Source organism: Streptomyces sp. NPDC088785, from assembly GCF_044750685.1.
Lineage (GTDB): Bacteria > Actinomycetota > Actinomycetes > Streptomycetales > Streptomycetaceae > Streptomyces.
In genome coordinates this window covers 259,721-280,919 of record NZ_JBIVKH010000007.1, presented here as the reverse complement: position 1 = coordinate 280,919, position 21,199 = coordinate 259,721, and the positions used below count along the sequence as shown (strand labels likewise).

At 72.9% G+C, this 21,199-nt stretch carries 20 protein-coding genes and 1 riboswitch; of the genes, 4 read left to right on the top strand and 16 right to left on the bottom strand.

Annotated elements, in window-relative coordinates; genetic code table 11:
• Positions 1-26 precede the first annotated feature (26 nt).
• The gene (locus ACIP5K_RS21815; RefSeq protein ID WP_401411796.1) at positions 27-1,169 is read right to left on the bottom strand and encodes a hypothetical protein; all 1,143 of its coding nucleotides are present in this window, start codon (positions 1,167-1,169) and stop codon (positions 27-29) included.
• Between the two features lie 525 nt (positions 1,170-1,694).
• Positions 1,695-2,858, bottom strand: a complete 1,164-nt coding sequence (locus ACIP5K_RS21810) for an acyl-CoA dehydrogenase family protein (RefSeq protein WP_401411794.1) — start codon at positions 2,856-2,858, stop codon at positions 1,695-1,697.
• Positions 2,859-3,195: 337 nt separating this feature from the next.
• On the opposite strand from ACIP5K_RS21810, the gene ACIP5K_RS21805 reads away from it, so the two are divergent.
• Positions 3,196-4,437 (top strand): glycoside hydrolase family 18 protein, encoded by a 1,242-nt coding sequence (locus tag ACIP5K_RS21805; RefSeq protein ID WP_401411792.1) that lies wholly within the window; start codon positions 3,196-3,198, stop codon positions 4,435-4,437.
• Positions 4,438-4,496: 59 nt separating this feature from the next.
• Here the strand turns inward: ACIP5K_RS21805 and ACIP5K_RS21800 are convergent, their stop codons facing one another.
• The 3 genes from ACIP5K_RS21800 to ACIP5K_RS21790 all read right to left on the bottom strand — a co-directional run bounded on the left by ACIP5K_RS21800 (position 4,497) and on the right by ACIP5K_RS21790 (position 6,977).
• Positions 4,497-5,123: a TetR/AcrR family transcriptional regulator gene (locus tag ACIP5K_RS21800; protein ID WP_401411790.1), complete on the bottom strand. Its 627-nt coding sequence runs from the start codon at positions 5,121-5,123 to the stop codon at positions 4,497-4,499.
• 95 nt (positions 5,124-5,218) lie between these two features.
• Positions 5,219-5,365 (bottom strand): SCO1431 family membrane protein, encoded by a 147-nt coding sequence (locus ACIP5K_RS21795; protein WP_401411788.1) that lies wholly within the window; start codon positions 5,363-5,365, stop codon positions 5,219-5,221.
• A gap of 235 nt (positions 5,366-5,600) precedes the next feature.
• Entirely contained in the window at positions 5,601-6,977 is a 1,377-nt protein-coding gene (locus ACIP5K_RS21790) for a peptidase C39 family protein (protein WP_401411786.1), read from the bottom strand.
• 173 nt (positions 6,978-7,150) lie between these two features.
• Here ACIP5K_RS21790 and ACIP5K_RS21785 point away from each other — a divergent pair, with 173 nt between their 5' ends.
• Both ACIP5K_RS21785 and ACIP5K_RS21780 read left to right on the top strand, forming a co-directional pair.
• Positions 7,151-7,828 (top strand): uridine kinase, encoded by a 678-nt coding sequence (locus ACIP5K_RS21785; RefSeq protein ID WP_401411784.1) that lies wholly within the window; start codon positions 7,151-7,153, stop codon positions 7,826-7,828.
• Positions 7,829-8,241: 413 nt separating this feature from the next.
• Positions 8,242-10,110 carry an AAA family ATPase gene (locus ACIP5K_RS21780; protein ID WP_401411782.1) on the top strand — a complete coding sequence of 623 codons (1,869 nt, stop codon included), beginning with the start codon at positions 8,242-8,244 and terminating at the stop codon, positions 10,108-10,110.
• A gap of 216 nt (positions 10,111-10,326) precedes the next feature.
• Here ACIP5K_RS21780 and ACIP5K_RS21775 read toward each other — a convergent pair whose 3' ends face one another.
• From ACIP5K_RS21775 to ACIP5K_RS21730, 10 genes are all read right to left on the bottom strand, one after another.
• Positions 10,327-11,403 (bottom strand): hemolysin family protein, encoded by a 1,077-nt coding sequence (locus tag ACIP5K_RS21775; protein ID WP_401411780.1) that lies wholly within the window; start codon positions 11,401-11,403, stop codon positions 10,327-10,329.
• Positions 11,400-12,746, bottom strand: coding sequence for a hemolysin family protein (locus ACIP5K_RS21770; RefSeq protein ID WP_401411778.1), 1,347 nt, complete (start codon positions 12,744-12,746; stop codon positions 11,400-11,402). The genes ACIP5K_RS21775 and ACIP5K_RS21770 overlap by 4 nt, the downstream gene beginning before the upstream one ends.
• Positions 12,747-12,986: 240 nt before the next feature.
• Positions 12,987-13,433 carry a PH domain-containing protein gene (locus ACIP5K_RS21765; protein WP_401411777.1) on the bottom strand — a complete coding sequence of 149 codons (447 nt, stop codon included), beginning with the start codon at positions 13,431-13,433 and terminating at the stop codon, positions 12,987-12,989.
• A 16-nt stretch (positions 13,434-13,449) separates the two neighbouring features.
• Positions 13,450-14,298, bottom strand: a complete 849-nt coding sequence (gene hisG / locus ACIP5K_RS21760; RefSeq protein WP_401411775.1) for an ATP phosphoribosyltransferase — start codon at positions 14,296-14,298, stop codon at positions 13,450-13,452.
• Between the two features lie 57 nt (positions 14,299-14,355).
• Positions 14,356-14,628, bottom strand: coding sequence for a phosphoribosyl-ATP diphosphatase (locus tag ACIP5K_RS21755; protein ID WP_401411773.1), 273 nt, complete (start codon positions 14,626-14,628; stop codon positions 14,356-14,358).
• A gap of 34 nt (positions 14,629-14,662) precedes the next feature.
• Entirely contained in the window at positions 14,663-15,148 is a 486-nt protein-coding gene (ribH, locus tag ACIP5K_RS21750) for a 6,7-dimethyl-8-ribityllumazine synthase (RefSeq protein ID WP_401411772.1), read from the bottom strand.
• A 94-nt stretch (positions 15,149-15,242) separates the two neighbouring features.
• On the bottom strand, positions 15,243-16,529 hold the full coding sequence (locus tag ACIP5K_RS21745) for a bifunctional 3,4-dihydroxy-2-butanone-4-phosphate synthase/GTP cyclohydrolase II (protein ID WP_401411770.1): 1,287 nt from the start codon (positions 16,527-16,529) through the stop codon (positions 15,243-15,245).
• A complete protein-coding gene (locus tag ACIP5K_RS21740) occupies positions 16,526-17,167 on the bottom strand; it encodes a nicotinamide riboside transporter PnuC (RefSeq protein ID WP_401411768.1) in 642 nt (213 codons plus the stop codon). The genes ACIP5K_RS21745 and ACIP5K_RS21740 overlap by 4 nt, the downstream gene beginning before the upstream one ends.
• Entirely contained in the window at positions 17,164-17,778 is a 615-nt protein-coding gene (locus ACIP5K_RS21735) for a riboflavin synthase (RefSeq protein WP_401411767.1), read from the bottom strand. The genes ACIP5K_RS21740 and ACIP5K_RS21735 overlap by 4 nt, the downstream gene beginning before the upstream one ends.
• A gap of 162 nt (positions 17,779-17,940) precedes the next feature.
• Positions 17,941-18,071, bottom strand: a riboswitch (FMN riboswitch).
• 125 nt (positions 18,072-18,196) lie between these two features.
• The gene (locus tag ACIP5K_RS21730) at positions 18,197-19,360 is read right to left on the bottom strand and encodes an ROK family transcriptional regulator (RefSeq protein ID WP_401411765.1); all 1,164 of its coding nucleotides are present in this window, start codon (positions 19,358-19,360) and stop codon (positions 18,197-18,199) included.
• Between the two features lie 115 nt (positions 19,361-19,475).
• Between ACIP5K_RS21730 and ACIP5K_RS21725 the strand changes: the two genes are divergently transcribed.
• Positions 19,476-20,696 carry an MFS transporter gene (locus ACIP5K_RS21725; RefSeq protein ID WP_401411763.1) on the top strand — a complete coding sequence of 407 codons (1,221 nt, stop codon included), beginning with the start codon at positions 19,476-19,478 and terminating at the stop codon, positions 20,694-20,696.
• Here the strand turns inward: ACIP5K_RS21725 and ACIP5K_RS21720 are convergent.
• Positions 20,659-21,132 (bottom strand): acyl-CoA thioesterase, encoded by a 474-nt coding sequence (locus tag ACIP5K_RS21720; RefSeq protein WP_401411762.1) that lies wholly within the window; start codon positions 21,130-21,132, stop codon positions 20,659-20,661. The two genes, ACIP5K_RS21725 and ACIP5K_RS21720, sit on opposite strands and share 38 nt — an antisense overlap.
• Positions 21,133-21,199 lie beyond the last annotated feature (67 nt).

The window sequence follows — 21,199 nt, the reverse complement described above, 5'->3', positions numbered from 1 at the left end:
TCGGACTCCCTCTGCCTGGAGGCGGGTTACGGTCGCCCGGGGGCGACCGCGTCGAAGCCGGTGAAGCCGCTCGGGTCGTGCCGGCCGAAGCTGCCGTGCTCGAAGATGCCGTGGCCGACCCGCCCGTCGAGGGTGAAGCGGGCCGCGTGGTCGGTCACGCCGTACGCCGCCAGCGGGTGCGCGGCCGGGTCGGAGAGGTCGTAGGTGCGCCGGTCGGTCCAGTCGCGGCCCCGCCAGGTGCCGTGCTGCCAGTCGTCGGCGGGCGGATAGCCGGCGCCGAGCGCGAGGGGCGAGGAGGTGAGGATCTCCACGCCGAGTTCGAGGGGCCTGCCGGTGCGGGGGTCGGCGAGGTGGACGACCGCGCTCTCGGGGTGGCGGGTGCCCGGGCGGTAGGTGATGTCGGTGCGGGGCCAGCCGAGTTGGCGGTCGGGGTGCCCCTCGCGGACGAGGGTGGCGTCCGTCAGGGTGCGGTGGCCGTCGGCGTCCTCCTGGGTGAGCACCATCAGGAAGCGGTCGTCGAAGCGGACCGGCGCCCAGATCCAGTGGAAGCCCTCGGTGGGGTGCTCCTGTGCGAGCCGGCCGCCCTCCTCGCCCGGTACCGGGCGCACCCCCCAGCTGCGGTCGCGGGTGCCGGTCCAGTCGTGGACGCCGATGTCCCGGCCGCCCACGCGCAGCCGTCCGTCGACCCGGCCCGCCTGCACGAACCGCTTGCCCTCCAGGGTCAGCCGGCCGCCCCGGCGCTGGAGGTGGTGCGGCTCCCACAGGGCCGGGAAGCCGGCCTTCCAGGTCAGCTCGTAGGAGAGGCCGTCGGGGTCGTCGGGTTCGGCGGCGCAGGTGAGGACGAACTCCTTGAGCGGGCGCTCGACGTGGATGTGCAGCGGGCCGACCGCCATCCGCATCCGGTGCTCCTCGTCCAGCGCGTCGGAGGCGCGGACGGCGTGCAGGGTGTCGCCGGCGCGGAGCGTGGCGTAGGCGTCGACGACACCGAGGTTGGGGTAGACGCCGAGGCCGAGGATGAGCAGGTAGCGCCCCTCGGGGTCGACGAGGTGGAAGATGCAGCGGTCGTAGGCGTTGCGGTCCCCGGTCGCCACGTGCCGCATGGACAGCGGCACCTGGTGGACGGGGTACTCGTCGAGCGCCACGGGACGTTCGTCGTCGGCCACGGGCATCCTCCCTGCGTGCGGACCGGTTGACGTCGCCCGGAGGGGTACGGCCTGCCCGGCGGCGGAGTTGACGGTACGTCAGCTCCGCTCGGCTGAGAAGACGTCCGGCCGCGCCGGCGCCCGCGGACCGGTTATGCCGCGAACGGACGCTCGATACCGTCACCACGTGACCCGAGCCGTCGCCCCGGCGTTGACCTGGCATGACCCCGACGGAGATCCCGGCCTCTGCGCCCACCGGACGACGCAGGCGCATCCTCGTCCCTGTTGCCGCAGAATCGGTTCATCATCAGCAACAGCAGGCACCCCAGGCGCATCCTCCCCAGCTGTCCCAGCTGTCCCACGCCGCACCGCAGCCGCCGCGTCCCGCCGCGCCGTACGCCCATCAGCGCGTCGCGGCCCCCGCGGTCCACCAGGACCCGCCCATCTACCGGGCCCTGCTCGCCACCTGGGCCGACCGCGGCAGGACGCTGCCGGGCCGGCCCGACCCCGAGTGGGCGCGGCTGAGCGCGCCGACCGTGCGCGCCGGGCAGTTCAGCGGGACTCAGGTCCCGCGAGGTGACGGGCGATGACCATGCGCTGGATCTGATTGGTGCCCTCGACGATCTGGAGCACCTTGGCCTCGCGCATCAGGCGCTCGGCCGGGAAGTCCGCGGTGTAGCCGTATCCGCCGAGGACCTGCACCGCGTCGGTGGTGACCTTCATCGCCGCGTCGGTGCACAGCAGCTTCGCCATGGCCGCCTGCTTGGAGAACGGCCGGCCCGCGTCCCGCAGCCGGGCCGCCGACAGGTACAGGGCGCGGCCCGCCTCTATCTGCGTCGCCATGTCGGCGAGCATGAAGCGCAGGCCCTGGAAGTCGGCGATGGGGTGGCCGAACTGGGACCGGCCCTTGGCGTACGTCACCGCCTCGTCCAGCGCCGCCTGCGCCACGCCGATCGCGCAGGCCGCGATGCCGAGGCGGCCCGAGTCGAGGGCCGACAGGGCGATCTGGAAACCCTGCCCCTCGTCCCCGATCCGCCGCGCGTCGCCGATCCGCACTCCGTCGAAGTGGATCTGCGCGGTGGGCGAGCCCTTCATGCCCATCTTCTTCTCGGGCACGGCGGCGCTCAGTCCGGGCGCGTCGCCGGGGACCAGGAACGCCGTGATGCCGCGGGCGCCCGCGCCGCCGGTGCGGGCCAGCACGGTGTAGAAGTCGGCGATGCCGCCGTGGGTGATCCAGGCCTTCGTGCCGGAGAGCACCCAGTCGTCGCCGTCGCGCACCGCCTTCGTCCGCAGGGAGGCGGCGTCGGAGCCGGACGAGGGCTCGGACAGGCAGTACGCGCCGAGCAGTCCCCCGCCGAGCATGTCGGGCAGGTACTCGGAACGCTGCTGCTTCGTACCGAAGTTGGCCAGCGCGTGGCAGGCCAGCGAGTGGACGCTGACGCCGAGCCCGACCGTCAGGCGCGCCGCCGCCAGCTCCTCCAGGGCCTGGAGGTACACCTCGTACGGCTGGTCGCCGCCGCCGAACTCCGCGTCGTAGGGCAGTCCGAGCAGGCCGGACGAGGACAGCAGCGCGAAGGTCTCGCGGGGGAAGCGGCCGGCGTCCTCCTCCTCGGCCGCGCGCGGGGCGATCTCCCGCTGCGCGATGTCACGGACCAGCTGCATCAGATCCTGGGCTTCGTCCGTCGGCAGCTGACGCTCGACTCCTGGCTCCGGCATGGCGGCGCTCTCCTCCCTGGCGGGCGCTGCGGTGGTGCCGCGGGGTGCGGCGGCGCCACCGGGTGGGCACGACCGAACCGATGCTGCCCTTCCGGGTCTCGGAAGCGGCTGACCAGCGGCTGCGGCGTGTTGAGTATTCCCGATCCGGAGCCTCCCGTCACTAGTTAACGACCGCTTACTCCAAGTTTTTCACGGGCCTCCACCCCGTGTGCGGAAGCTGCGGAGGTTGGTACGGACCATTGACCCGACTGGTCTAGTCCTCCTACTGTTCCGTCCGCAGGTCCAGCACGGAATCCCCCACATCCCGTATGTCACCCCTCCCCCACGAGGAGACAAGATGCTCAGGCCGCACCTCCCCCGCACGCGCCTCAAAGCGCTGACCGCCGCCGCGTGCGGCGTCGTCCTCGGCGCCGGCATGCTCGCCTCCGCGGGCACCGCGTCGGCCCGGACCGAGACCGGCCCGGCCCCGGCCGCCGCCGGCTCGAAGGTCGTCGGATACTTCACCGAATGGGGCGTCTACGACCGGAACTACCACGTCAAGAACATCGAGACGTCCGGTTCCGCCGATCGGCTGACGCACATCAACTACGCCTTCGGCAACGTCCAGGGCGGCAAGTGCGCCATGGGCGACTCCTACGCGGCGACCGACAAGGCGTACACCGCCGACCAGGCCGTGGACGGCGTCGCCGACACCTGGGACCAGCCGCTGCGCGGCAACTTCAACCAGCTGCTCAAGCTGAAGAAGCTGCACCCGAACCTCAAGATCCTCTGGTCGTTCGGCGGCTGGACCTGGTCCGGCGGGTTCGGCGAGGCGGCGAAGGACCCGGCCGCGTTCGCCCAGTCCTGCTACGACCTCGTCGAGAACTCCAAGTGGGCCGACGTCTTCGACGGCATCGACATCGACTGGGAGTACCCGAACGCCTGCGGCCTCACCTGCGACACCAGCGGGCCCGACGCCTACAAGAACCTGATGGCGGCGCTGCGCGCGAAGTTCGGCGGCGACTACCTGATCACCTCCGCCATCGCGGCCGACGCCGAGGACGGCGGCAAGCTGGACGCCGCCGACTACGCGGGCGCCGCCCAGTACGTCGACTGGTACAACCCGATGACGTACGACTACTTCGGCGCCTGGGACGCGCAGGGTCCGACGGCCCCGCACTCGCCGCTGACCTCCTACACCGGGATCCCGAAGGAGAGCTGGAACTCCGCATCGACCGTCGACAAGCTCACGGCGAAGGGCGTCCCGGCGTCCAAGCTGCTGCTGGGCATCGGGTTCTACGGGCGCGGCTGGACCGGCGTCACCCAGGACGCCCCCGGCGGCACGGCGACCGGCCCGGCGGCCGGCAAGTACGAGCCCGGCATCGACGACTACAAGGAGCTGCGGACCAAGTGCCCCGCGACGGGCACCGTCGGCGGCACCGCGTACGCGCACTGCGGCTCGGACTGGTGGAGCTACGACACCCCGCAGACCATCGCGGGCAAGATGGACTACAAGAACCGGCAGGGCCTGGGCGGCACCTTCGTCTGGGAGCTGTCCGGTGACACCGCGGACGGCGAACTGATCAAGGCGATCGACTAGGCGGTGTCCTGGTAGCCGCTACCCCGGCCGGCCGGGGCCGGGCTGCCGGCCCCGGCCGCTCACGCCGCAGGGGCCGGCAGACCGGGCTCGAACTCCGCGATCACGCCCATCGTTTCGACGAGGGTGCGTACCAACAGGTCCCGCACCGTGTCCCGTTCGACCTCGCGGCGGCCGATCCACTCCAGCGTGACGCCCTCGACGCTGCTCAGCCAGCCGAGCAGGGCGAGCCGGGCCAGCTCCGGCACGTCGGGCTTGCCGTACGCGCCCCGGGCGATCGTCGCGATCATCTCCTCGCGCACGCCGTTGCGCAGGGCCTGCACCTCGGCGTCGAAGCCCACACCGCCCGTGATGATCGTGCGGTAGGCCGCCTGGTGGTGCTCGGCGTAGCGCAGGTAGCCGTCGAGGGTGCGGTGGACGCGGTCGAGGGGGGCCAGCTCCTCGGCGCTGCTCGCCCGGTCGACGAGGTCGCCGACGGACTCCTCGACGATCGCCAGGTAGTAGCCGCGCTTGGACGTGAAGTAGTAGTAGATCAGGCCCTTGGCGACCCCGGCGTGCTGGGCGATGTCGTCCATCGACAGCGCGTCGTAGGACGTGTCGGCGAACAACTTCCGCCCGATGGCGATGAGTTCGGCGCGGCGCGCGACCGAGCGATCGGTACCGCGCGCCCGCTGTTCACTGTTCTTCAATTCCGGCCCTGGTGTCCGATTCCTGCGGATGTCGCAGTATGGCAGCTCCGGGGCCGGCCGTGACCCGGATCACCTCACGCCGGGTGACGCGGGGGTCACAGCAGGCCGAGCTGGGTGACGAGCATCGCGACCACCACGACGAGGGTCCAGCCCAGGACGTGTTCGAGGATCTCGGGGCCGTGGTCCCGGGGGCCGCCGGTGCGGGTGGCAGGGGCTGCGACAGGGGCTGAACTGGCGGTCATGGGCGTCTCGCTCGGCTCGTGATCAGGGGCCTGATCGGGGCAGGAACTCCCCCCGAGGGCGCCCGACTCCCCTCCGGCGCCTCCTCCACCATGCCACCGCGCGGGCCGCTTGCGACCGAGACCTTCATCACGCGGGCCCCGCCCGGGCATCCGAGGGCCGACGATGCCGGGCGGACGCGGCCCGAGGGGGGGCCGCCGCACCCGCGAGGCCCCTCCCGCGTCTCCCGGCCGGTGCCTAGCGGACACCCACCTCCGCGAGCGCGCGCCGCTGCGCGGGCGTGACGCGCGTCGGGAAGTACAGGTAGCAGACGCCGCCGGTGCCGGAGGCGACACCGCCGGAGGCGTTGTACCGCTTCGTGCGCAGCCAGATGTTCTCCCACTCGCGGCGCCGGTAGACGCGGCGCACCGCCGGGTCGTCCGGGGAGGCCGGGTCGTTGGCGATCACGTCGCCCGCGGCGGTGAAGCCGATGACCGTCATCAGATGCCCCGAGGTGCCGTAGCCGGCGCCGGTCAGCTCGGTCTTCAGGAACGACTGGGAGGTGATGACCGGGATGCCCGCCGCGATCAGCGTCTCCAGGTCGGTGAGCGAGCCGAGCCGGGTGACGACGCCCTGGAGCTCCTTGTACGTGGCCGCGTACGCCGCGTTGAACGGCCAGTTGCCGCAGCCCTCGTACTGGTAGTCGTAGGTCGAGCGGGCCGCGAGGCAGACCTGCGGGTCGGCGTAGGACGGGTCGACCCAGGCGAGCTGCGCGGCGGTCGGCCTGCGCCCCCAGGACTCGATGATCATCTGCGAGGAGGTGGGGCTGCACCACGCCTCGCCGCCGCCGTCGTACTCGGGGTACTGGCCGGCGTGCACGTCCTGCGAGTAGCGCGGGACGCGCAGCTCACCGGCGAAGCCGGGGACGGAGGCCGGGACGGTGAAGCGGTCCGGGACGTCCGAGCCCATCGCGCCGAGCCGCCAGACGGTGGGCGCGGCCTCGGCGCCCGGGGTGCGCAGCAGGGTGAGCCGCAGGCGGTAGGAGACGAGCCGCAGGCCGGACGCCGCGTCGTCGATCGAGAAGGTGTCGGTCCAGATGCTGGAGCGGCCGTCGCTCTGGTCGTCGACCGAGGTGCGCCGGATGTCCGCCTTCTCGTCGTCGCCCGCGGTCCAGCGGCCCATGACGTACCAGGGGGTCGCGGTGCCGTCGGTGTACGTGCCGCGCAGCTCGACCTGGATCCAGGTGCCGGCCGGGGTGTGCGCGTTCCAGGAGGCGATGACCTCGGTGGCGGGCACGGCGAGCGTGTGGAGGGGCGAGGTCCAGGTCGCGTACTCCCAGTCGGCCGTCCGGTTCAGGTGCGGATCGGTGTAGCTCATCGTGCCGGCGGCCCGGGCGAGGGTGACGCCGGGGCGGGCGCCCGCGACGGTGCGGGTGCCGCGGCCGGTGCCGGAGCGCCAGTCGGCGTACGTGGTCCAGGCGCGGTTGTCCACGGGTCGGGCGGGGGCCTTCCGGTGTGCGGGGGCGGCGGCGTGCGCGGCGGTGGCCGAGGTCGCGGCGAGCGCGGCGCCCGCGGCCGCCGTCAGCACGGTTCTGCGGGACGGGGTCGAAGAGGTCTGCTGGTCGGGGCGGGTCATCGGGAGGATCCCCCTGTCGACGGGTCGGGCGGACGGACGGACGCGCGGGATGCGTTCCGGGTGGAACGGTGCGCCAACTATGGCTCCCGGAACGGGATTTCCACCAGCGTTTCGGGAGGGCCACGCGCCACCAATATTGGTCTTCACCACTGGCATGACCTGCGGAGGCGTCGATGAAACCGATCGGCGCGCGACATACCCTTGCGGGTGTGGACCCTCAGCACACCCCCCTCGGCCCGTACGCCGAACGGCTGCGCCGGCTACCGCCCTCCTGCGGCCCGGTCCGGCTCGTCGGCGTCGACGGGCACGCCGGTTCCGGCAAGTCGACCTTCGCCGGCCGGCTCGCACGGGCGCTCGGTGACGCGCCGGTGCTGCACCTCGACGACCTCGCGAGCCACGACGCCCTCTTCGACTGGACCGGGCGGCTGCGCACCCAGGTCCTTGAGCCGCTCTCCCGCGGCCGGACCGCGCACTACGAGACGTACGACTGGCACGCCCGGCGCTTCGCGGGGACGCGGCCGCTGCCGCCCGCCCGGGTGGTCCTCGTCGAGGGCGTGGGGGCCGGGAGGCGGGCGGTGCGGCCGTTCCTCGCGGAGCTGCTGTGGATGGAGATGGCGGACGGGCCGGCATGGGAGCGCGGGCGCGCGCGGGACGGTGCGGGGCAGCGGGAATTCTGGGACGGCTGGATTCCAGCGGAGCGCGAGCATTTCGCGCGGGACCCCTCCCGGCCGTTCGCCAAGAAATTGGTAAGAGAGTGCCCGGAGGGATACGAGATGCGCACGGGCCCTGCCGGGACCACACAGACTCGCCACTCCGTCACTCACCGTGAGGGTCCGCCAGCGGTGTGCTGAACGCGCGAAAAGCGCCTTCCGCCAGTTTCCGCGAGTGCCTCAACTCGGCTTGACCCAGGGGCCGTACAGGACTTACGTTCTGAATGTGCGGCCTTTAGGGGCCGCCCGCAGTCGCGAAGCCCCCGGTTGTTCCCCCGTGATCGGGGGCTTCGTTCTGCCCGCATTGCCCCTTCACCGGTGTTCCGGCGCACACTTCGTTCACCGAGAGTCACCCTGTGGTACCGCGCTCACCTGCACCGAATCCCCCGATCGCGCACCGATCCGACCCCGTTGCGCCCTTCGGCCCGCCCTGTGCCCGCAGGTACGATGCCTGTCGGTGCGGCCTCTGGACGGCTCGCTGTCCGCATCCTGGCAACTCCCGTCCATGACAGAGCGGTTCAGGTTCATCGGGGGCACGGCGTGTGGGGGACGTGATGAGCTTCGGCACTGGGGCACCACCGACGGGCCCGGCCGACCTCGCCTGGCTGCGGGGCGTCGACGCGTACACGATGGGCGCATACCCGCAGGCGGAGGAGGAGTTCCGGGCCGCCGTGCGGATGGATCCGGGGATGGCGGACGGCTGGCTCGGGCTGCACGCCCTGCGCATCGACACGACGACGGCCCTGCTGCGGATGTTCCGGCACCGCGAGCGGTTCGGCGAGCAGCGCACCCGGCACCGCCGCACCCTCAACTCCTGGTACTGGCTGGGCTGGTGGGTCCAGCCGGTGCTCGAGCACCCGCGCGACCTGCTGCTCGCGCACGCCTCGCACTGGCTGGACGGCCGCCATGTCCCGGACCTGGACCGGGCGTTGGCCACGCTGCCGCCGGTCGACGCGGACCGGCAGGTGCGGTTCCTGCACGCCTGCCGGGCCTATCTGGTCAAGGACTGGGAGCAGCTGGTCCGGCACACGGACCCGCTGGTCGACGACCCCATGCTCGGCATCGAGGCGGGGCTCTTCGGCGGCATGGCGCGGGTGCGCCTGGACATGTACGGGCAGGCCGAACCGCTGCTGTCGTCGGCCCTGATGCGCTGTCGCAGCGAGCAGCCGCAGCGCAAGGAGCTGCGGTACTGGCTGGCCCGCGCGCACGAGGGCACCGGCCGCTCGGCCGCCGCGCTGCCGCTGTACCGGGCCGTGCACCGGGTCGACCCCGCCTTCATGGACACCGCGGCGCGGCTCGCGGCGATCACCGAGGGGGACGGCTACGCGGACTTCACGGACGGCACCGACCTCACCCCGATGTCGCTGACGGGCTTTCAGGACGGCTTGGACACCGGGGAGTCCGTCGATCCGCTGTTCGCCAGCGACGGGCGCGACCTGAAGGTGTCCGAGCCGGATCTGCCGCCGCCCGGCGCGGGCACGGCGGAGGACGCCGACCGGGTGCGGGAGAAGGCGGTGGTACCGGTGGCGGCGCCGCTGCCGCCCGGGCCGGCCGATCCGACGCTGCTCGACGAGGCGCTCACGGAGCTGGAGTCGATGGTCGGCCTCGAACCGGTCAAGCGGCAGGTCAAGGCGTTGTCGGCGCAGCTGAACATGGCGCGGCTGCGGGCCGGGCAGGGCCTGCCGGTGCAACCGCCCAAGCGGCACTTCGTCTTCTCCGGCCCCTCGGGCACCGGCAAGACGACCGTCGCCCGGATCCTCGGCCGGGTCTTCTACGCGCTCGGGCTGCTCGGCGGCGACCACCTGGTGGAGGCGCAGCGGGCGGACCTGGTCGGCGAGTACCTGGGCCAGACCGCCGTCAAGGCGAACGAGCTGATCGACTCGGCGCTGGGCGGGGTGCTCTTCGTCGACGAGGCGTACGCGCTGTCCAACTCGGGGTACGGCAAGGGCGACGCGTACGGCGACGAGGCGCTCCAGGTGCTGCTCAAGCGGGCGGAGGACAACCGCGACCACCTCGTGGTGATCCTCGCCGGCTATCCCGAGGGCATGGACCGGCTGCTCGCCGCGAATCCCGGGCTGTCCTCGCGCTTCACGACGCGGGTCGACTTCCCCTCGTACCGGCCGCTGGAGCTGACCTCGATCGGTGAGGTGCTGGCCGCGGAGAACGGGGACGTGTGGGACGAGGAGGCGCTGGACGAGCTGCGCTCCATCGCCGGGCACGTCGTCGACCAGGGCTGGATCGACGAGCTGGGCAACGGCCGGTTCCTGCGGACCCTGTACGAGAAGTCCTGCGCCTACCGCGATCTGCGGCTGACCGGCTATCTGCGGGAGCCGACCCGCGACGACCTGGCCACGCTGCGGCTGGCGGACCTCATGCAGGCGTACGGCGAGGTGCTGTCGGGGCGGGGGCCGGGCGGGCTGTGACGGGGCCGTGGGGGGGGCGCCCGGGGGGGGGCCCCGCCCGGCGGGGCAGGCCGGGGCGGCCCGCCCCGGGGGGGCCCCGCGGGCCCCACCGGCGGGGCCCGGGGGGGGGGGCGCCCCCTCTGGCGGGGGGGGGGGGGGGGGGGGGGGGGGGGGGGGGGGGGGGGGGGGGGGGGGGGGGGGGGGGGGGGCCCCGGGCCCCCCCCCCCCCACGGCGGGTCAGGCCGGTACGCCCTGCCGGGTGCGGGCCGGCGGGACCACCGGGTCGTCCCGGTGGGCCGGGTCCCTGACCTCGCCCACCAGCAGTTCCAGGACGTCCTCCAGCGCGACGAGCCCGAGGACCCGGCCGGAGGCGTCCGCGACCTGTGCCAGGTGGGTGGCGGCGCGGCGCATGACGCTCAGCGCGTCGTCCAGCGGAAGCTCGGCGCGCAGGGTCGTCATGGGACGCCACACGTGCTGCGGGACGGCCCGGTCGGTGTCGGGGCCCTCGATCAGGTCGAGGACGTCCTTCACGTGCAGGTAGCCCATGAACGCGCCGGTGTCCGCGCAGATCGGGAAGCGCGAGAAGCCGGTGCGGGCGGTGCGGGCGATGACCTCCGCCGGGGTGACCGACGGGCCGACCGTCACCAGGGACGCCTTGGTCAGCAGGACGTCCGTGACCGGGCGCGAGCCCAGCTCGAGGGCGTCCTCCAGGCGCTCCTGCTCCTCGGGGCCGAGGAGGCCGGCCTGTCCGGAGTCCTCCACCAGACGGTTCAGCTGCTCGCTGGTGAAGACCGCCTCCACCTCGTCCTTGGGCTCGACCCGGAAGAGCCGCAGGATCAGCCGGGCGCAGGCGCCGAGCGCCAGCGTGATCGGCTTGCACAGGCGGGCGAAGGCGACGAGACCGGGGCTGAACCACAGCGCGGTCCTCTCGGGCGCGGCCATCGCCAGGTTCTTCGGGACCATCTCGCCGATGACGAGGTGGAAGAAGACCACCGCGGCGAGCGCGATGACGTACCCCAGCGGGTGGATGACGCCGTGCGGCACGTGGACCGCCTCGAAGAGCGGCTCCAGGAGCTTGGCGACCGTCGGCTCGGCGACCGCGCCGAGCGTCAGCGAGCAGACGGTGATGCCGAACTGGGCCGCCGCCATCATCTGCGGCAGGTGTTCGAGCCCGTACAGGACCTGGCGGGCCCGGTTGCCGGGGATCGGTTCGATCTGGCTGCGGCGGACCGAGACCAGGGCGAACTCGGCTCCCACGAAGAAGCCGTTGGCCAGCACCAGGAGCGCGGCGAAGAACAGTTGCAGGGCGCTCATCGGGCCGCCTCCAGGGCTGCGGCCGGCGTCGCGTCCGCGGTGCGGACGAGCCGGACCCGCTCGGCCCGGTAGTGGTCGACCTGGCGGACCGAGAGCTTCCAGCCCGGGAGCTCGGCCCTGTCGCCGGGGGCCGGGATGCGGCCGAGGAGGTCGGCGACGAGTCCCGCCACCGTCTCGTAGGGGCCCTCGGGGACGTCGAGGCCGATGCGGCGCAGGAGGTCGACCCGGCAGCCGCCGTCGGCGTCCCAGGCGGGGCGGCCGTCCTCGGCGGGCGCGACGGCCAGCTGGGGCCGCTCGTCGAGGACGTCGTCGTGCTCGTCGCGCACCTCGCCGACCAGCTCCTCCACGATGTCCTCCAGGGTGACGACTCCGGCGGTGCCGCCGTACTCGTCGACGACCACGGCCATCGGCTGCTCGCTGCGCAGCCGGGCCAGGAGCGGCTGGACCGGGAGGGTCTCGGGGATCAGCAGCGGGGCCTGGGCGATCCGGCTCACCGGGGTGCGCAGGCGTTCGTGGGCGGGCACCGCGAGGGCGTCCTTGAGGTGGACGACTCCGATGACCTCGTCGATCCGCTCCCGGTAGACGGGGAAGCGGGACAGGCCGGTGGCGCGGGTCAGGTTGACCACGTCCTCGGCGGTCGCGGAGGACTGGAGGGCGCTGACCTTCACCCGCGGTGTCATGACGTGCTGCGCGGTCAGCTCGCCCAGCGAGAGGGTGCGCACGAACAGGTCGGCGGTGTCCTGCTCCAGGGCGCCGGCCTGCGCGGAGTGGCGGGCCAGCGACACCAGTTCGCCCGGGGTGCGGGCGGAGGCCAGTTCGTCGGCGGGTTCCACGCCGAGCGCCCGGACCAGCCGGTTGGCGACGGTGTTGAGCAGGGCGATGACCGGGCGGAACAGCCGGGCGAACACCGACTGCGGGCCGGCCACGAAGCGGGCCACCTGGAGCGGCTTCGACACCGCCCAGTTCTTGGGGACGAGTTCGCCGACCACCATCTGCACGGCGGAGGCCAGCAGCATGCCGACGACGACGGACACCCCGCCGACCGCGCCCCCGGGCACGCCCAGGGCCGTGAACGGGCCGCGCAGCAGCTCGGCGAGGGCCGGTTCGGCGAGCATGCCGACGACCAGGGAGGTGATGGTGATGCCGAGCTGGGTGCCGGAGAGCTGGAAGGAGAGTTCCTTCAGGGCGCTCACGACGGTGCGGGCGCGCTTGTCGCCCGCGGCCGCGGCCTGTTCGGCGTCGGGGCGTTCCACGGTGACGAGGCCGAATTCGGCCGCCACGAAGAAGCCGTTGGCGAGGATCAGAAGAAAGGCGGCCGCGAGAAGCAGCAACGGGATGGTCATGCCGCCGCCTCCGAAGACGTACGCGAGCGGGTCGCGCTATGTCGGGAGGGGGCGGCGCAGGTACTACCGGACGATCCGTCCATCGCTGGAGGGAGTCACTCCTCGGTTAGCAGGAACCCCGGTCGGTCGGTCGGGCCGGGGCGGGGCGGCACTCGACGCGCGCCCTTCCAACAGATTAATCACGACCGGGGGCGCGGCGTCAGGGGCGGGGCCCCTGATCCGTCCCCGAACCGCGGCGGGTCAGTCCCGGGAGCCGCCGTGGGCCGCGTCGGTCAGGGCGCGCAGGGCCCGCGCGTCGCGGATCGCGCTCTGGCGGGCGAGGCCGGGCTGGATGCCCATGGCGGCCATGCTGGTGCCGTCGGTGAGGTCGAGGAACACCCAGGGGTCGCCCGGACGGAGGTTGACCCGCACGATCTCCGCCCAGGCCAGACGGCGGCCGCGCGCGATGTTGACGACGGTGACGCCGTCGCCGTCGGCGACCACCTTGGGGCGGGCCAGCAGGGCCAGGACGCCCCAGAAGAGCGCCGCCGTGAAGACGAAGCTGGTCTTCTCGGCCGGGCTCATCCCGTGCAGGACGAGCGCGACGACGGTGATCGTGACGAAGGAGGCGGCGCCGAGCGTGTGCAGGATCACGCGGGTGCGCCCCGGCCTGAAGGTGACGGGCAGGCTGGGCAGGGCTTCCGGCATGGTGGTCTCGGTGTCCTCAGAGGCGGCAGGCGTGGATGGCCGTCGTCAGGATGGCCCGCGCGCCGAGGGCGTACAGGTCGTCCATGATCCGCTGCGCGTCCTTGGACGGGACCATGGCGCGCACGGCGACCCAGCCCTCGTTGTGCAGCGGCGAGACGGTCGGCGACTCCAGGCCCGGAGTGAGGGCGACGGCCCGCTCCAGGTGCTCGGCGCGGCAGTCGTAGTCCATCATCACGTACGTACGGGCGACGAGGACGCCCTGCAAGCGGCGCAGGAACTGCTGCGCCTTGGTGTTGTCGGTGTCGGCGCCGGTGCGGCGGATGACGCACGCCTCGGACCTCATGATCGGCTCGCCGAAGACCTCCAGGCCCGCGTTGCGCAGCGAGGTGCCGGTCTCGACGACGTCGGCGATGGCGTCGGCGACGCCCAGTTCGATGGCGGTCTCGACGGCGCCGTCCAGGTGGACGACGGAGGCGTCGACGCCGCGCTCGGCGAGGTACTTGCCGACGATGCCCTCGTAGGACGTCGCGATCGTCCTGCCCGCGAGGTCGGCGAGGTCCTTGACGGCGCCGGGCCGGGAGGCGAAGCGGAAGGTGGAGCGGGCGAAGCCGAGCGGCAGGATCGTCTCGGCGTCGGCGCCCGAGTCGATCAGCAGGTCCTGTCCGGTGATGCCGATGTCGAGCTTGCCGGAGGACACGTAGATCGCGATGTCCTTGGGGCGGAGGTAGAAGAACTCCACCTCGTTGTCCGGGTCGACCGTGACGAGTTCCTTGGACTCCTTGCGCTGGCGGTATCCGGCCTCATGCAGCATCGCCGACGCAGGTCCGGACAGTGAACCCTTGTTGGGGACGGCGATGCGCAGCATGAGGCGGGATTCCTTCGCGTGATCAGGGAGTGGGCGGAAACGGGCTGAGCCGGCGGCTCAGAGGTGGGCGTACACGTCGTCGAGGGAGATGCCGCGGGCGACCATCATCACCTGGACGTGGTACAGCAGCTGCGAGATCTCCTCGGCGGCGGCCTCCTTGCCCTCGTGCTCGGCGGCCATCCAGACCTCGGCGGCCTCCTCGACGACCTTCTTGCCGATGGCATGGACACCCTTGCCGACCAGTTCGGCGGTGCGGGAAGTGGCGGGGTCGCCGGTGGCGGCCTTCTGCTGGAGCTCGGCGAAGAGCTCCTCGAACGTCTTATTGGGCATGGTGGTGCCTACTTTACGCGGCTCTCCCCGGCCCCTAGCGCCAGGGTTCGGCGATGGTGCGCAGCGTGGTCGCGGTGGCGACGGCGGCGGTGACGGCCTCGTGCCCCTTGTCCTCGGTGGACCCCGCGAGGCCCGCCCGGTCCAGGGCCTGCTCCTCGGTGTCTACGGTCAGCACGCCGAAGCCGACGGGGACGCCGGTGTCGACGGAGACCTGGGTGAGGCCCTGGGTGACGCCCTGGCACACGTACTCGAAGTGCGGGGTGCCGCCGCGGATGACGACGCCGAGCGCGACGATCGCGTCGTAGCCGCGGTCGGCGAGCCGCTTGGCGACGACCGGCAGCTCGAAGCTGCCGGGGACGCGCAGCACGGTGGGCTCGCTGATGCCCAGCTCGTTCAGGGCCCGCAGGGCGCCGTCGACCAGGCCGTCCATGACTTTCTCGTGCCACTGGGCGGCGATGACGGCCACCCGCAGGTCGCCGCAGTTCTCCACGCTCAGTTCGGGTGCACCCTTGCCGCTCACGCGCTTCTCCTCGTGTGTACGTAGATCGGTGGTACGTAGATCGGTGGTACGTAGTTCGGTGGACGTCGGTCGATGCGGGTGGGGGAAGGAGGGCTCACTGGTTGTTGCAGGCGGACGTGCGGGGCGCGTCCAACCAGGGCAGGTCGTGGCCCATCCGGTCCCGCTTGGTGCGCAGGTAGCGGAGGTTGTGCTCGCCCGCCGTGACCGGCATCGGCTCGCGGGCGGTGACCTTGAGGCCGTGCCGGGTCAGGGCATCGGTCTTGTCGGGGTTGTTGGTCATCAGGCGCAGGCTGCGCACCCCGAGGTCGTCGAGGATCTGGGCGCCGGCCGCGTAGTCGCGGGCGTCGGCGGGCAGGCCCAGCTCCAGGTTGGCGTCGAGGGTGTCGCGGCCCTGCTCCTGGAGTTCGTAGGCGCGCAGCTTGGACAGCAGGCCGATGCCGCGGCCCTCGTGGCCGCGCAGGTAGACGACGACCCCGCGGCCGGTCTCGACGACGCGGCGCATGGACTCCTCCAGCTGGGGGCCGCAGTCGCAGCGCAGCGAGTGGAAGATGTCGCCGGTCAGGCACTCGGAGTGGATCCGCACGAGGACGTCGTCGCCGTCGCCGATCGCGCCGTGGACGAGGGCGACGTGCTCGACGCCGTCGACGGTGGAGCGGTAGCCGTGGGCGGTGAACTCGCCGAAGGCGGTGGGGAGCCGGACGGTGGCCTCGCGCTTGACGGTGGGCTCGGCGCTCCTGCGGTACGCGATGAGGTCCTCGATGGAGATGATCGTCAGGCCGTGCTTGCGGGCGAACGGGATCAGCTCGGGCAGCCGCAGCATGACGCCGTCCTCGCCGGCGATCTCCACGATGGCGCCGGCCGGGCGCAGTCCCGCGAGGCGGGCCAGGTCGACGGCGGCCTCGGTGTGGCCGTTGCGGACGAGGACCCCGCCCTCCTTGGCGCGCAGCGGGAAGATGTGGCCGGGCCGGACGAAGTCGCCCGCCGCCGCCGTGCCGGAGGCGAGCAGCCGGAGCGTGGCGGCGCGGTCGGCGGCCGAGATGCCGGTGGTGACGCCGTGGGCGCCGGAGGCGTCGACCGAGACCGTGAAGGCGGTCTGCATCGACTCGGTGTTGTCGCCGACCATCTGCGGCAGGTCGAGCCGGTCCAGTTCGGGGCCCTCCATCGGGGCGCAGATCAGGCCGCGGCACTCGCTCATCATGAAGGCGACGATCTCGGGGGTGATCTTCTCGGCGGCGACGATCAGGTCGCCCTCGTTCTCCCGGTCCTCGTCGTCGACGACCACGACGGGGCGGCCCGCGGCGATGTCGCGGACCGCCATCTCGACCGGGTCGAGGACGAGGGCGTCCTGGGGGACCTCGTACAGGCGGGGTGCCGTGCTCATGCGTGCGCTCCTTCCAGAGCGGGGGCGGCGGCCGCGCGGGACCGCTGCCACCAGTCGCGCATGCCCCACAGGACGAGCGCGCCGTAGATGACGTAGACGAAGCCGGAGAAGGCGTAGCCGTTGGCGAAGTTCAGCGGGACGCCGACGGCGTCGACCAGCAGCCAGGCGAACCAGAACTCGACCATGCCGCGCGCCTGGGCGTACATGGCGACGACGGTGCCGACGAAGATGTACGCGTCCGGCCACGGGTCCCACGACAGGGTGGGGAAGGCCTTGAAGAGCAGCGCGACGGCGACCGTGCCGGCGGCGCCGGCGAGGACCATCAGGCCCCGCTCCTTCCAGGTGGCGAAGCGCACGGCGATGGTGCCGTCCTGCGCCTGCTTGCGGCCGCGGATCCAGGCGGCCCAGCCAAGGGCGGCCACGACCATGACCACGACCTGCTTGCCGGCGCTGCCGGTCAGGTGTCCGGCGAAGGCGCCGAAGAGGATCAGGCCGGAGACGAACTGCACGGGCCAGGTCCATATGGAGCGCTTCCAGCCGAGCGCGAGGGCGACCAGGCCGAAGCTGTTGCCGATCATGTCGGACCACAGGATGTGCTGGCCGAAGGCCGTGAACGCCTCGGTGTTGAGCCAGTTCACCGGGTGCCTCCCCGGGTGTCCTCGCGGCCGCCGAGCATCCGCTCGACGTACTTGGCGATGACGTCGACCTCCAGGTTGACCGGGTCGCCGGGCCGCTTGAGGCCGAGCGTGGTCAGGGCGAGCGTGGTGGGGATGAGGCTGATGGTGAAGTGGTCGGCGGCGGCCTCGACGACGGTGAGGCTGACGCCGTCGACCGTGATCGAGCCCTTCTCGACGACGTAGCGCGACAGCTCCGCGGGGAGCGAGACCTTGACGATCTCCCAGTGCTCGGAGGGGATGCGCTCGACGACGGTCCCGGTGCCGTCGACGTGGCCCTGCACGATGTGCCCGCCGAAGCGGCCGTCGGCCACCATCGGGCGTTCGAGGTTGACGCGCGAGCCGACGGCGAGGGCGCCGAGGCCGGAGCGCTTGAGGGTCTCCGCCATGACGTCGGCGGTGAACGCGCCGTCGCCGTGCTCGACCACGGTGAGGCAGACGCCGTTGACGGCGATGGAGTCTCCGTGCTGGGCGCCTTCGGTCACGACGGGGCCACGGACACGGAAGCGACAGGCGTCATCGAGCATCTCGACGGCGGTGATCTCGCCCAGCTCTTCGACGATTCCGGTGAACACTTCCCGGGTCCTCCCTCTTGGGGCCTGGACTCCGGGGCACTGTCGTACGACGACGACAGGACGTGCGGACCGCGACACCGGGAACGGCGACGCCGTGTTCGACACCGGTCCCTTGCGGGAACGGCGAAACAGCCGGCGACGCGCACCTGTGGTGCCCGCCCGCCGCGCACTGCCTCCCATCCGGACTTTAACCGTCGGTCCAGGAATTTCACCTGGTCAACCGGCCACTGGACGTGGCCGGGTCGCGGACTGTAACCGCCGGTTCGGACTTTCACCGACCCCGGAGTGCGCTGCTTCTGGTACACGCCCAGTCTGCCACGTCGGGTCGTCGTCCATGCGGACACCCGCTGTGGCCTGACTCACAGCGCGGACGGGCATGTTCCGGCGCGCGGCCGACAGGGGGCCGGGCGCGGGCCGGCTAGGGCGCGAACACGTCCTCCTGCGCGGCCTCGCGCGCCATCAGCAGCGCCCCGCGCAGCACGGCCCCGCCTCCCAGCTCCCCGGCCCGCACCTCGGTGGCCAGCGGCGACATGGCGGCGAGGCGGGCGGCGACCCGTTCGGCCAGGAGATCGCCCCCCGCCCGTCCGACCTCGCCGGCGAGCACGACGCAGCCGGGGTCGAGCACGGCGACGACCGCGGCGGCGCCGAGCACCACCCGCGCGGCCAGCGCGTCGAGGAAGGCGTCCGCCCCGGCGGCGACGGCCGCCCGGACCACGTCGGCGGCCCGCGCCACGGGCTCCCCCGGCGCCGCGAGCCCGTGCTCCGCGGCGAGCGCCAGGATCGCCGCCGCACCGGCCAGCGAGTGGAACCCGCCGCCGCAGTCGGTGGCGGACGGCACCCCGCCGGTGCCGGGCACGGGCAGGAAGCCCACCTCACCGGTGCCGCCGGAGGCCCCGCGGCGCAGCCTGCCGTCCAGGACGACGGCCGCGCCGATGCCGAGACCGAGCCAGAGCAGCACGAACGTGTCCCGGTCCCGGGTGGCGCCGTCGCGCTGTTCGGCGAGTGCGGCGAGGTTCGTCTCGTTCTCGACCAGGACCCGCGCGGGCAGCCGTTCCTGGAGGGCCGCGATCAGCCGGCGGTGCCATTCGGGCAGTCCGGAGGAGTCCCGCAGTTCGCCGGTCGCGGGGTCGATGAGGCCGGGGGCGCCGACCCCGACGGTGTGCAGGGCGCCGGCGCCGACCTCCTCGGCGGTGCGCTCCAGCAGGGCGACGGCGCGCTCGACGGCGGCCGCGGTCTCCTCCCCCTCCTCGACGGGGACGGCGGCCCGGGCGAGGACGGAGCCGAGCAGGTCGGCGACGACCAGCCGGACCCCCTCGGTGCGCACGTCGAGGGCGGCGAGGTGGGCGCGGCCGGCGACGATCCCGTACAGCTTCGCGTTCGGGCCGCGGCGCTGCGACCCGCTCTCCCCCGCGACCTCGACGAGGCCGGAGGCGGTGAGCCGCTCCACGAGGTCGGCGACGGTGGGCCGGGACAGGCCGGTGCGTTCCTTCAGCTGGCCCGCGGTGAGCGGCCCCTCCTCCTGGAGGAAGCGCAGTGCGAGCCGGTCGTTGATGGCTCGGGCGGTCCTCGGCGATGCGGGCATGGCGGGATCCTACGGCTCGGCGACGGAAACAGGTTAACTATCAGGCAGGGTTCCTGATAGTTTACGGCGGCACCGTGCGGGACGAGCATGGGACACACCGGGAGGGACCCGCGGGATGAGTGAAGTCACATACGGAGCACGGGAGTTGAAGCGGGCGCGGTACGCCGTCGCGACCGTCTTCTGCGTCCACGGGGCGGTGACGGGTTCGTTCGCGACCCGGGTGCCCTGGATCCAGGACCACGCGGGCGTCAGCGCGGGCCAGCTCGGGCTCGCGCTCGCCTTCCCCGCGATCGGCGCCTCGGTGGCGATGCCGCTGGCGGGCAGCATCAGCCACCGGTTCGGGGCCCGGACGGCGCTGCGCGGGCTGCTCGCGCTGTGGACGCTCGCGCTGACCCTGCCCTCCCTCGCGCCGAACCTGCTCACCCTCTGCGTGGGCCTGTTCGTCTACGGCGCGACGGCCGGCATGTCGGACGTGGCGATGAACGCCCTCGGGGTGGAGGTCGAGACCCGCCTCGACAAGTCGATCATGTCGGGGCTGCACGGCATGTGGAGCACGGGCGCCCTGCTCGGTTCGGCGGGCGGCACGCTGGCGGCCCATCTGGGCACGGACGCCCGGCTGCACCATGTGTGCGCCGCGGCGGTGCTGACCGTCGCGGGGTTCACCGCCTGCCGGTGGGTGCTGGACCTGCGGCCGACGGAGGACGAGGAGCCGCCGCCGCGCTTCGCGCTGCCGCCGAGGTCCGCGCTGCTGATCGGCGCGGTCGGCTTCTGCGCGGTGTTCGCCGAGGGCGCCAGCCTGGACTGGTCGGCGGTGTACCTGAAGGACGTGCTCGACACGTCGGCCGGGCTCGCGGCCGCCTGCACCACCGGCTTCACCCTCACCATGGCGGTGGCGCGCATCGCGGGCGACCGGGTCGTGGACCGGTTCGGGGCGGTGCGCACCGTGCGGATCAGCGGCATCGGCGCGGCCTTCGGCGCGCTGATGGTGGTCCTCGCGCCGAACCCGGCCGTCGCCATGGCCGGATTCGGGCTGCTCGGGCTCGGCATCGCGGTGGTCGTGCCGCTCGCCTTCGCGGCGGCCGGACGCAGCGGGCCGAACCCGAGCCAGGCCATCGCCGGTGTCGCCACGATCACGTACACCTCGGGACTCGTCGCGCCGTCCGCGATCGGCACGATCGCCGAGGCGACGAGCCTGGTGGTGTCGTTCGGCGTGGTCACCGTGCTGGCCTGCGGGCTCGCGGTGTTCGCGGGGGTGCTGCGGGCCGGCGACCGGACCCGGGCGACGGTGCCGGAGCAGGTCAGTCGCGCGGCAGCAGATCCCGCGCAGAAGCCCTGAACCGCTCGCTCCAGGGGGTGGGGCGCAGCGTCCCCGGGTCGAGCCGGACCAGGACGCGCGTCCCGCGCGCGTAGGTGGTGGCGCCGTCCGCCGAGCAGAAGCGGAAGCCGTAGGTGAGCCCGGTGTTGCCCAGCCGCTCGATCCACAGGTGGACGGCGTACGTGCCGGGGCGCAGGACCGGGGCCTCGTAGCTGACGGTGAGTTCCCTGACCGCGTTGCAGAAGTCGCCCGCGGCGTTCCAGTCGCCGTCGAAGGCGAGGCCGCGCGCGTTCCACAGCGCGGTCCAGGCGCGTTCGACGAGGACCGGGTAGCGGGCGTTGTGCAGCATGCCGAGCGCGTCGAGGTCGTCGAAGTGGACCTCGACGGGAACCGCCGGGACGGGACGGCCGGGGCCGCCGGTGGTGCCGGGCTGGAGGTCGGGGGTGACGGCGGTCACGGATGGGGCTCCTGGTGCGGTGCGGGTGGGAGCGTCATCGTACGGCGGAAAGCTAAGCAAACGCTCA

Coding starts and splice junctions, on each gene's coding strand:
- hisG (WP_401411775.1), bottom strand. CDS start 14,298: ATGCTGCGCATCGCCGTCCCCAACAAGGGTTCACTGTCCGGACCTGCG.
- ACIP5K_RS21780 (WP_401411782.1), top strand. CDS start 8,242: ATGAGCTTCGGCACTGGGGCACCACCGACGGGCCCGGCCGACCTCGCC.
- ACIP5K_RS21775 (WP_401411780.1), bottom strand. CDS start 11,403: ATGAGCGCCCTGCAACTGTTCTTCGCCGCGCTCCTGGTGCTGGCCAAC.
- ACIP5K_RS21725 (WP_401411763.1), top strand. CDS start 19,476: ATGAGTGAAGTCACATACGGAGCACGGGAGTTGAAGCGGGCGCGGTAC.
- ACIP5K_RS21795 (WP_401411788.1), bottom strand. CDS start 5,365: ATGACCGCCAGTTCAGCCCCTGTCGCAGCCCCTGCCACCCGCACCGGC.
- ACIP5K_RS21770 (WP_401411778.1), bottom strand. CDS start 12,746: ATGACCATCCCGTTGCTGCTTCTCGCGGCCGCCTTTCTTCTGATCCTC.
- ACIP5K_RS21805 (WP_401411792.1), top strand. CDS start 3,196: ATGCTCAGGCCGCACCTCCCCCGCACGCGCCTCAAAGCGCTGACCGCC.
- ACIP5K_RS21810 (WP_401411794.1), bottom strand. CDS start 2,858: ATGCCGGAGCCAGGAGTCGAGCGTCAGCTGCCGACGGACGAAGCCCAG.
- ACIP5K_RS21790 (WP_401411786.1), bottom strand. CDS start 6,977: ATGACCCGCCCCGACCAGCAGACCTCTTCGACCCCGTCCCGCAGAACC.
- ACIP5K_RS21765 (WP_401411777.1), bottom strand. CDS start 13,433: ATGCCGGAAGCCCTGCCCAGCCTGCCCGTCACCTTCAGGCCGGGGCGC.
- ACIP5K_RS21785 (WP_401411784.1), top strand. CDS start 7,151: ATGAAACCGATCGGCGCGCGACATACCCTTGCGGGTGTGGACCCTCAG.
- ACIP5K_RS21730 (WP_401411765.1), bottom strand. CDS start 19,360: ATGCCCGCATCGCCGAGGACCGCCCGAGCCATCAACGACCGGCTCGCA.
- ACIP5K_RS21745 (WP_401411770.1), bottom strand. CDS start 16,529: ATGAGCACGGCACCCCGCCTGTACGAGGTCCCCCAGGACGCCCTCGTC.
- ACIP5K_RS21815 (WP_401411796.1), bottom strand. CDS start 1,169: ATGCCCGTGGCCGACGACGAACGTCCCGTGGCGCTCGACGAGTACCCC.
- ACIP5K_RS21755 (WP_401411773.1), bottom strand. CDS start 14,628: ATGCCCAATAAGACGTTCGAGGAGCTCTTCGCCGAGCTCCAGCAGAAG.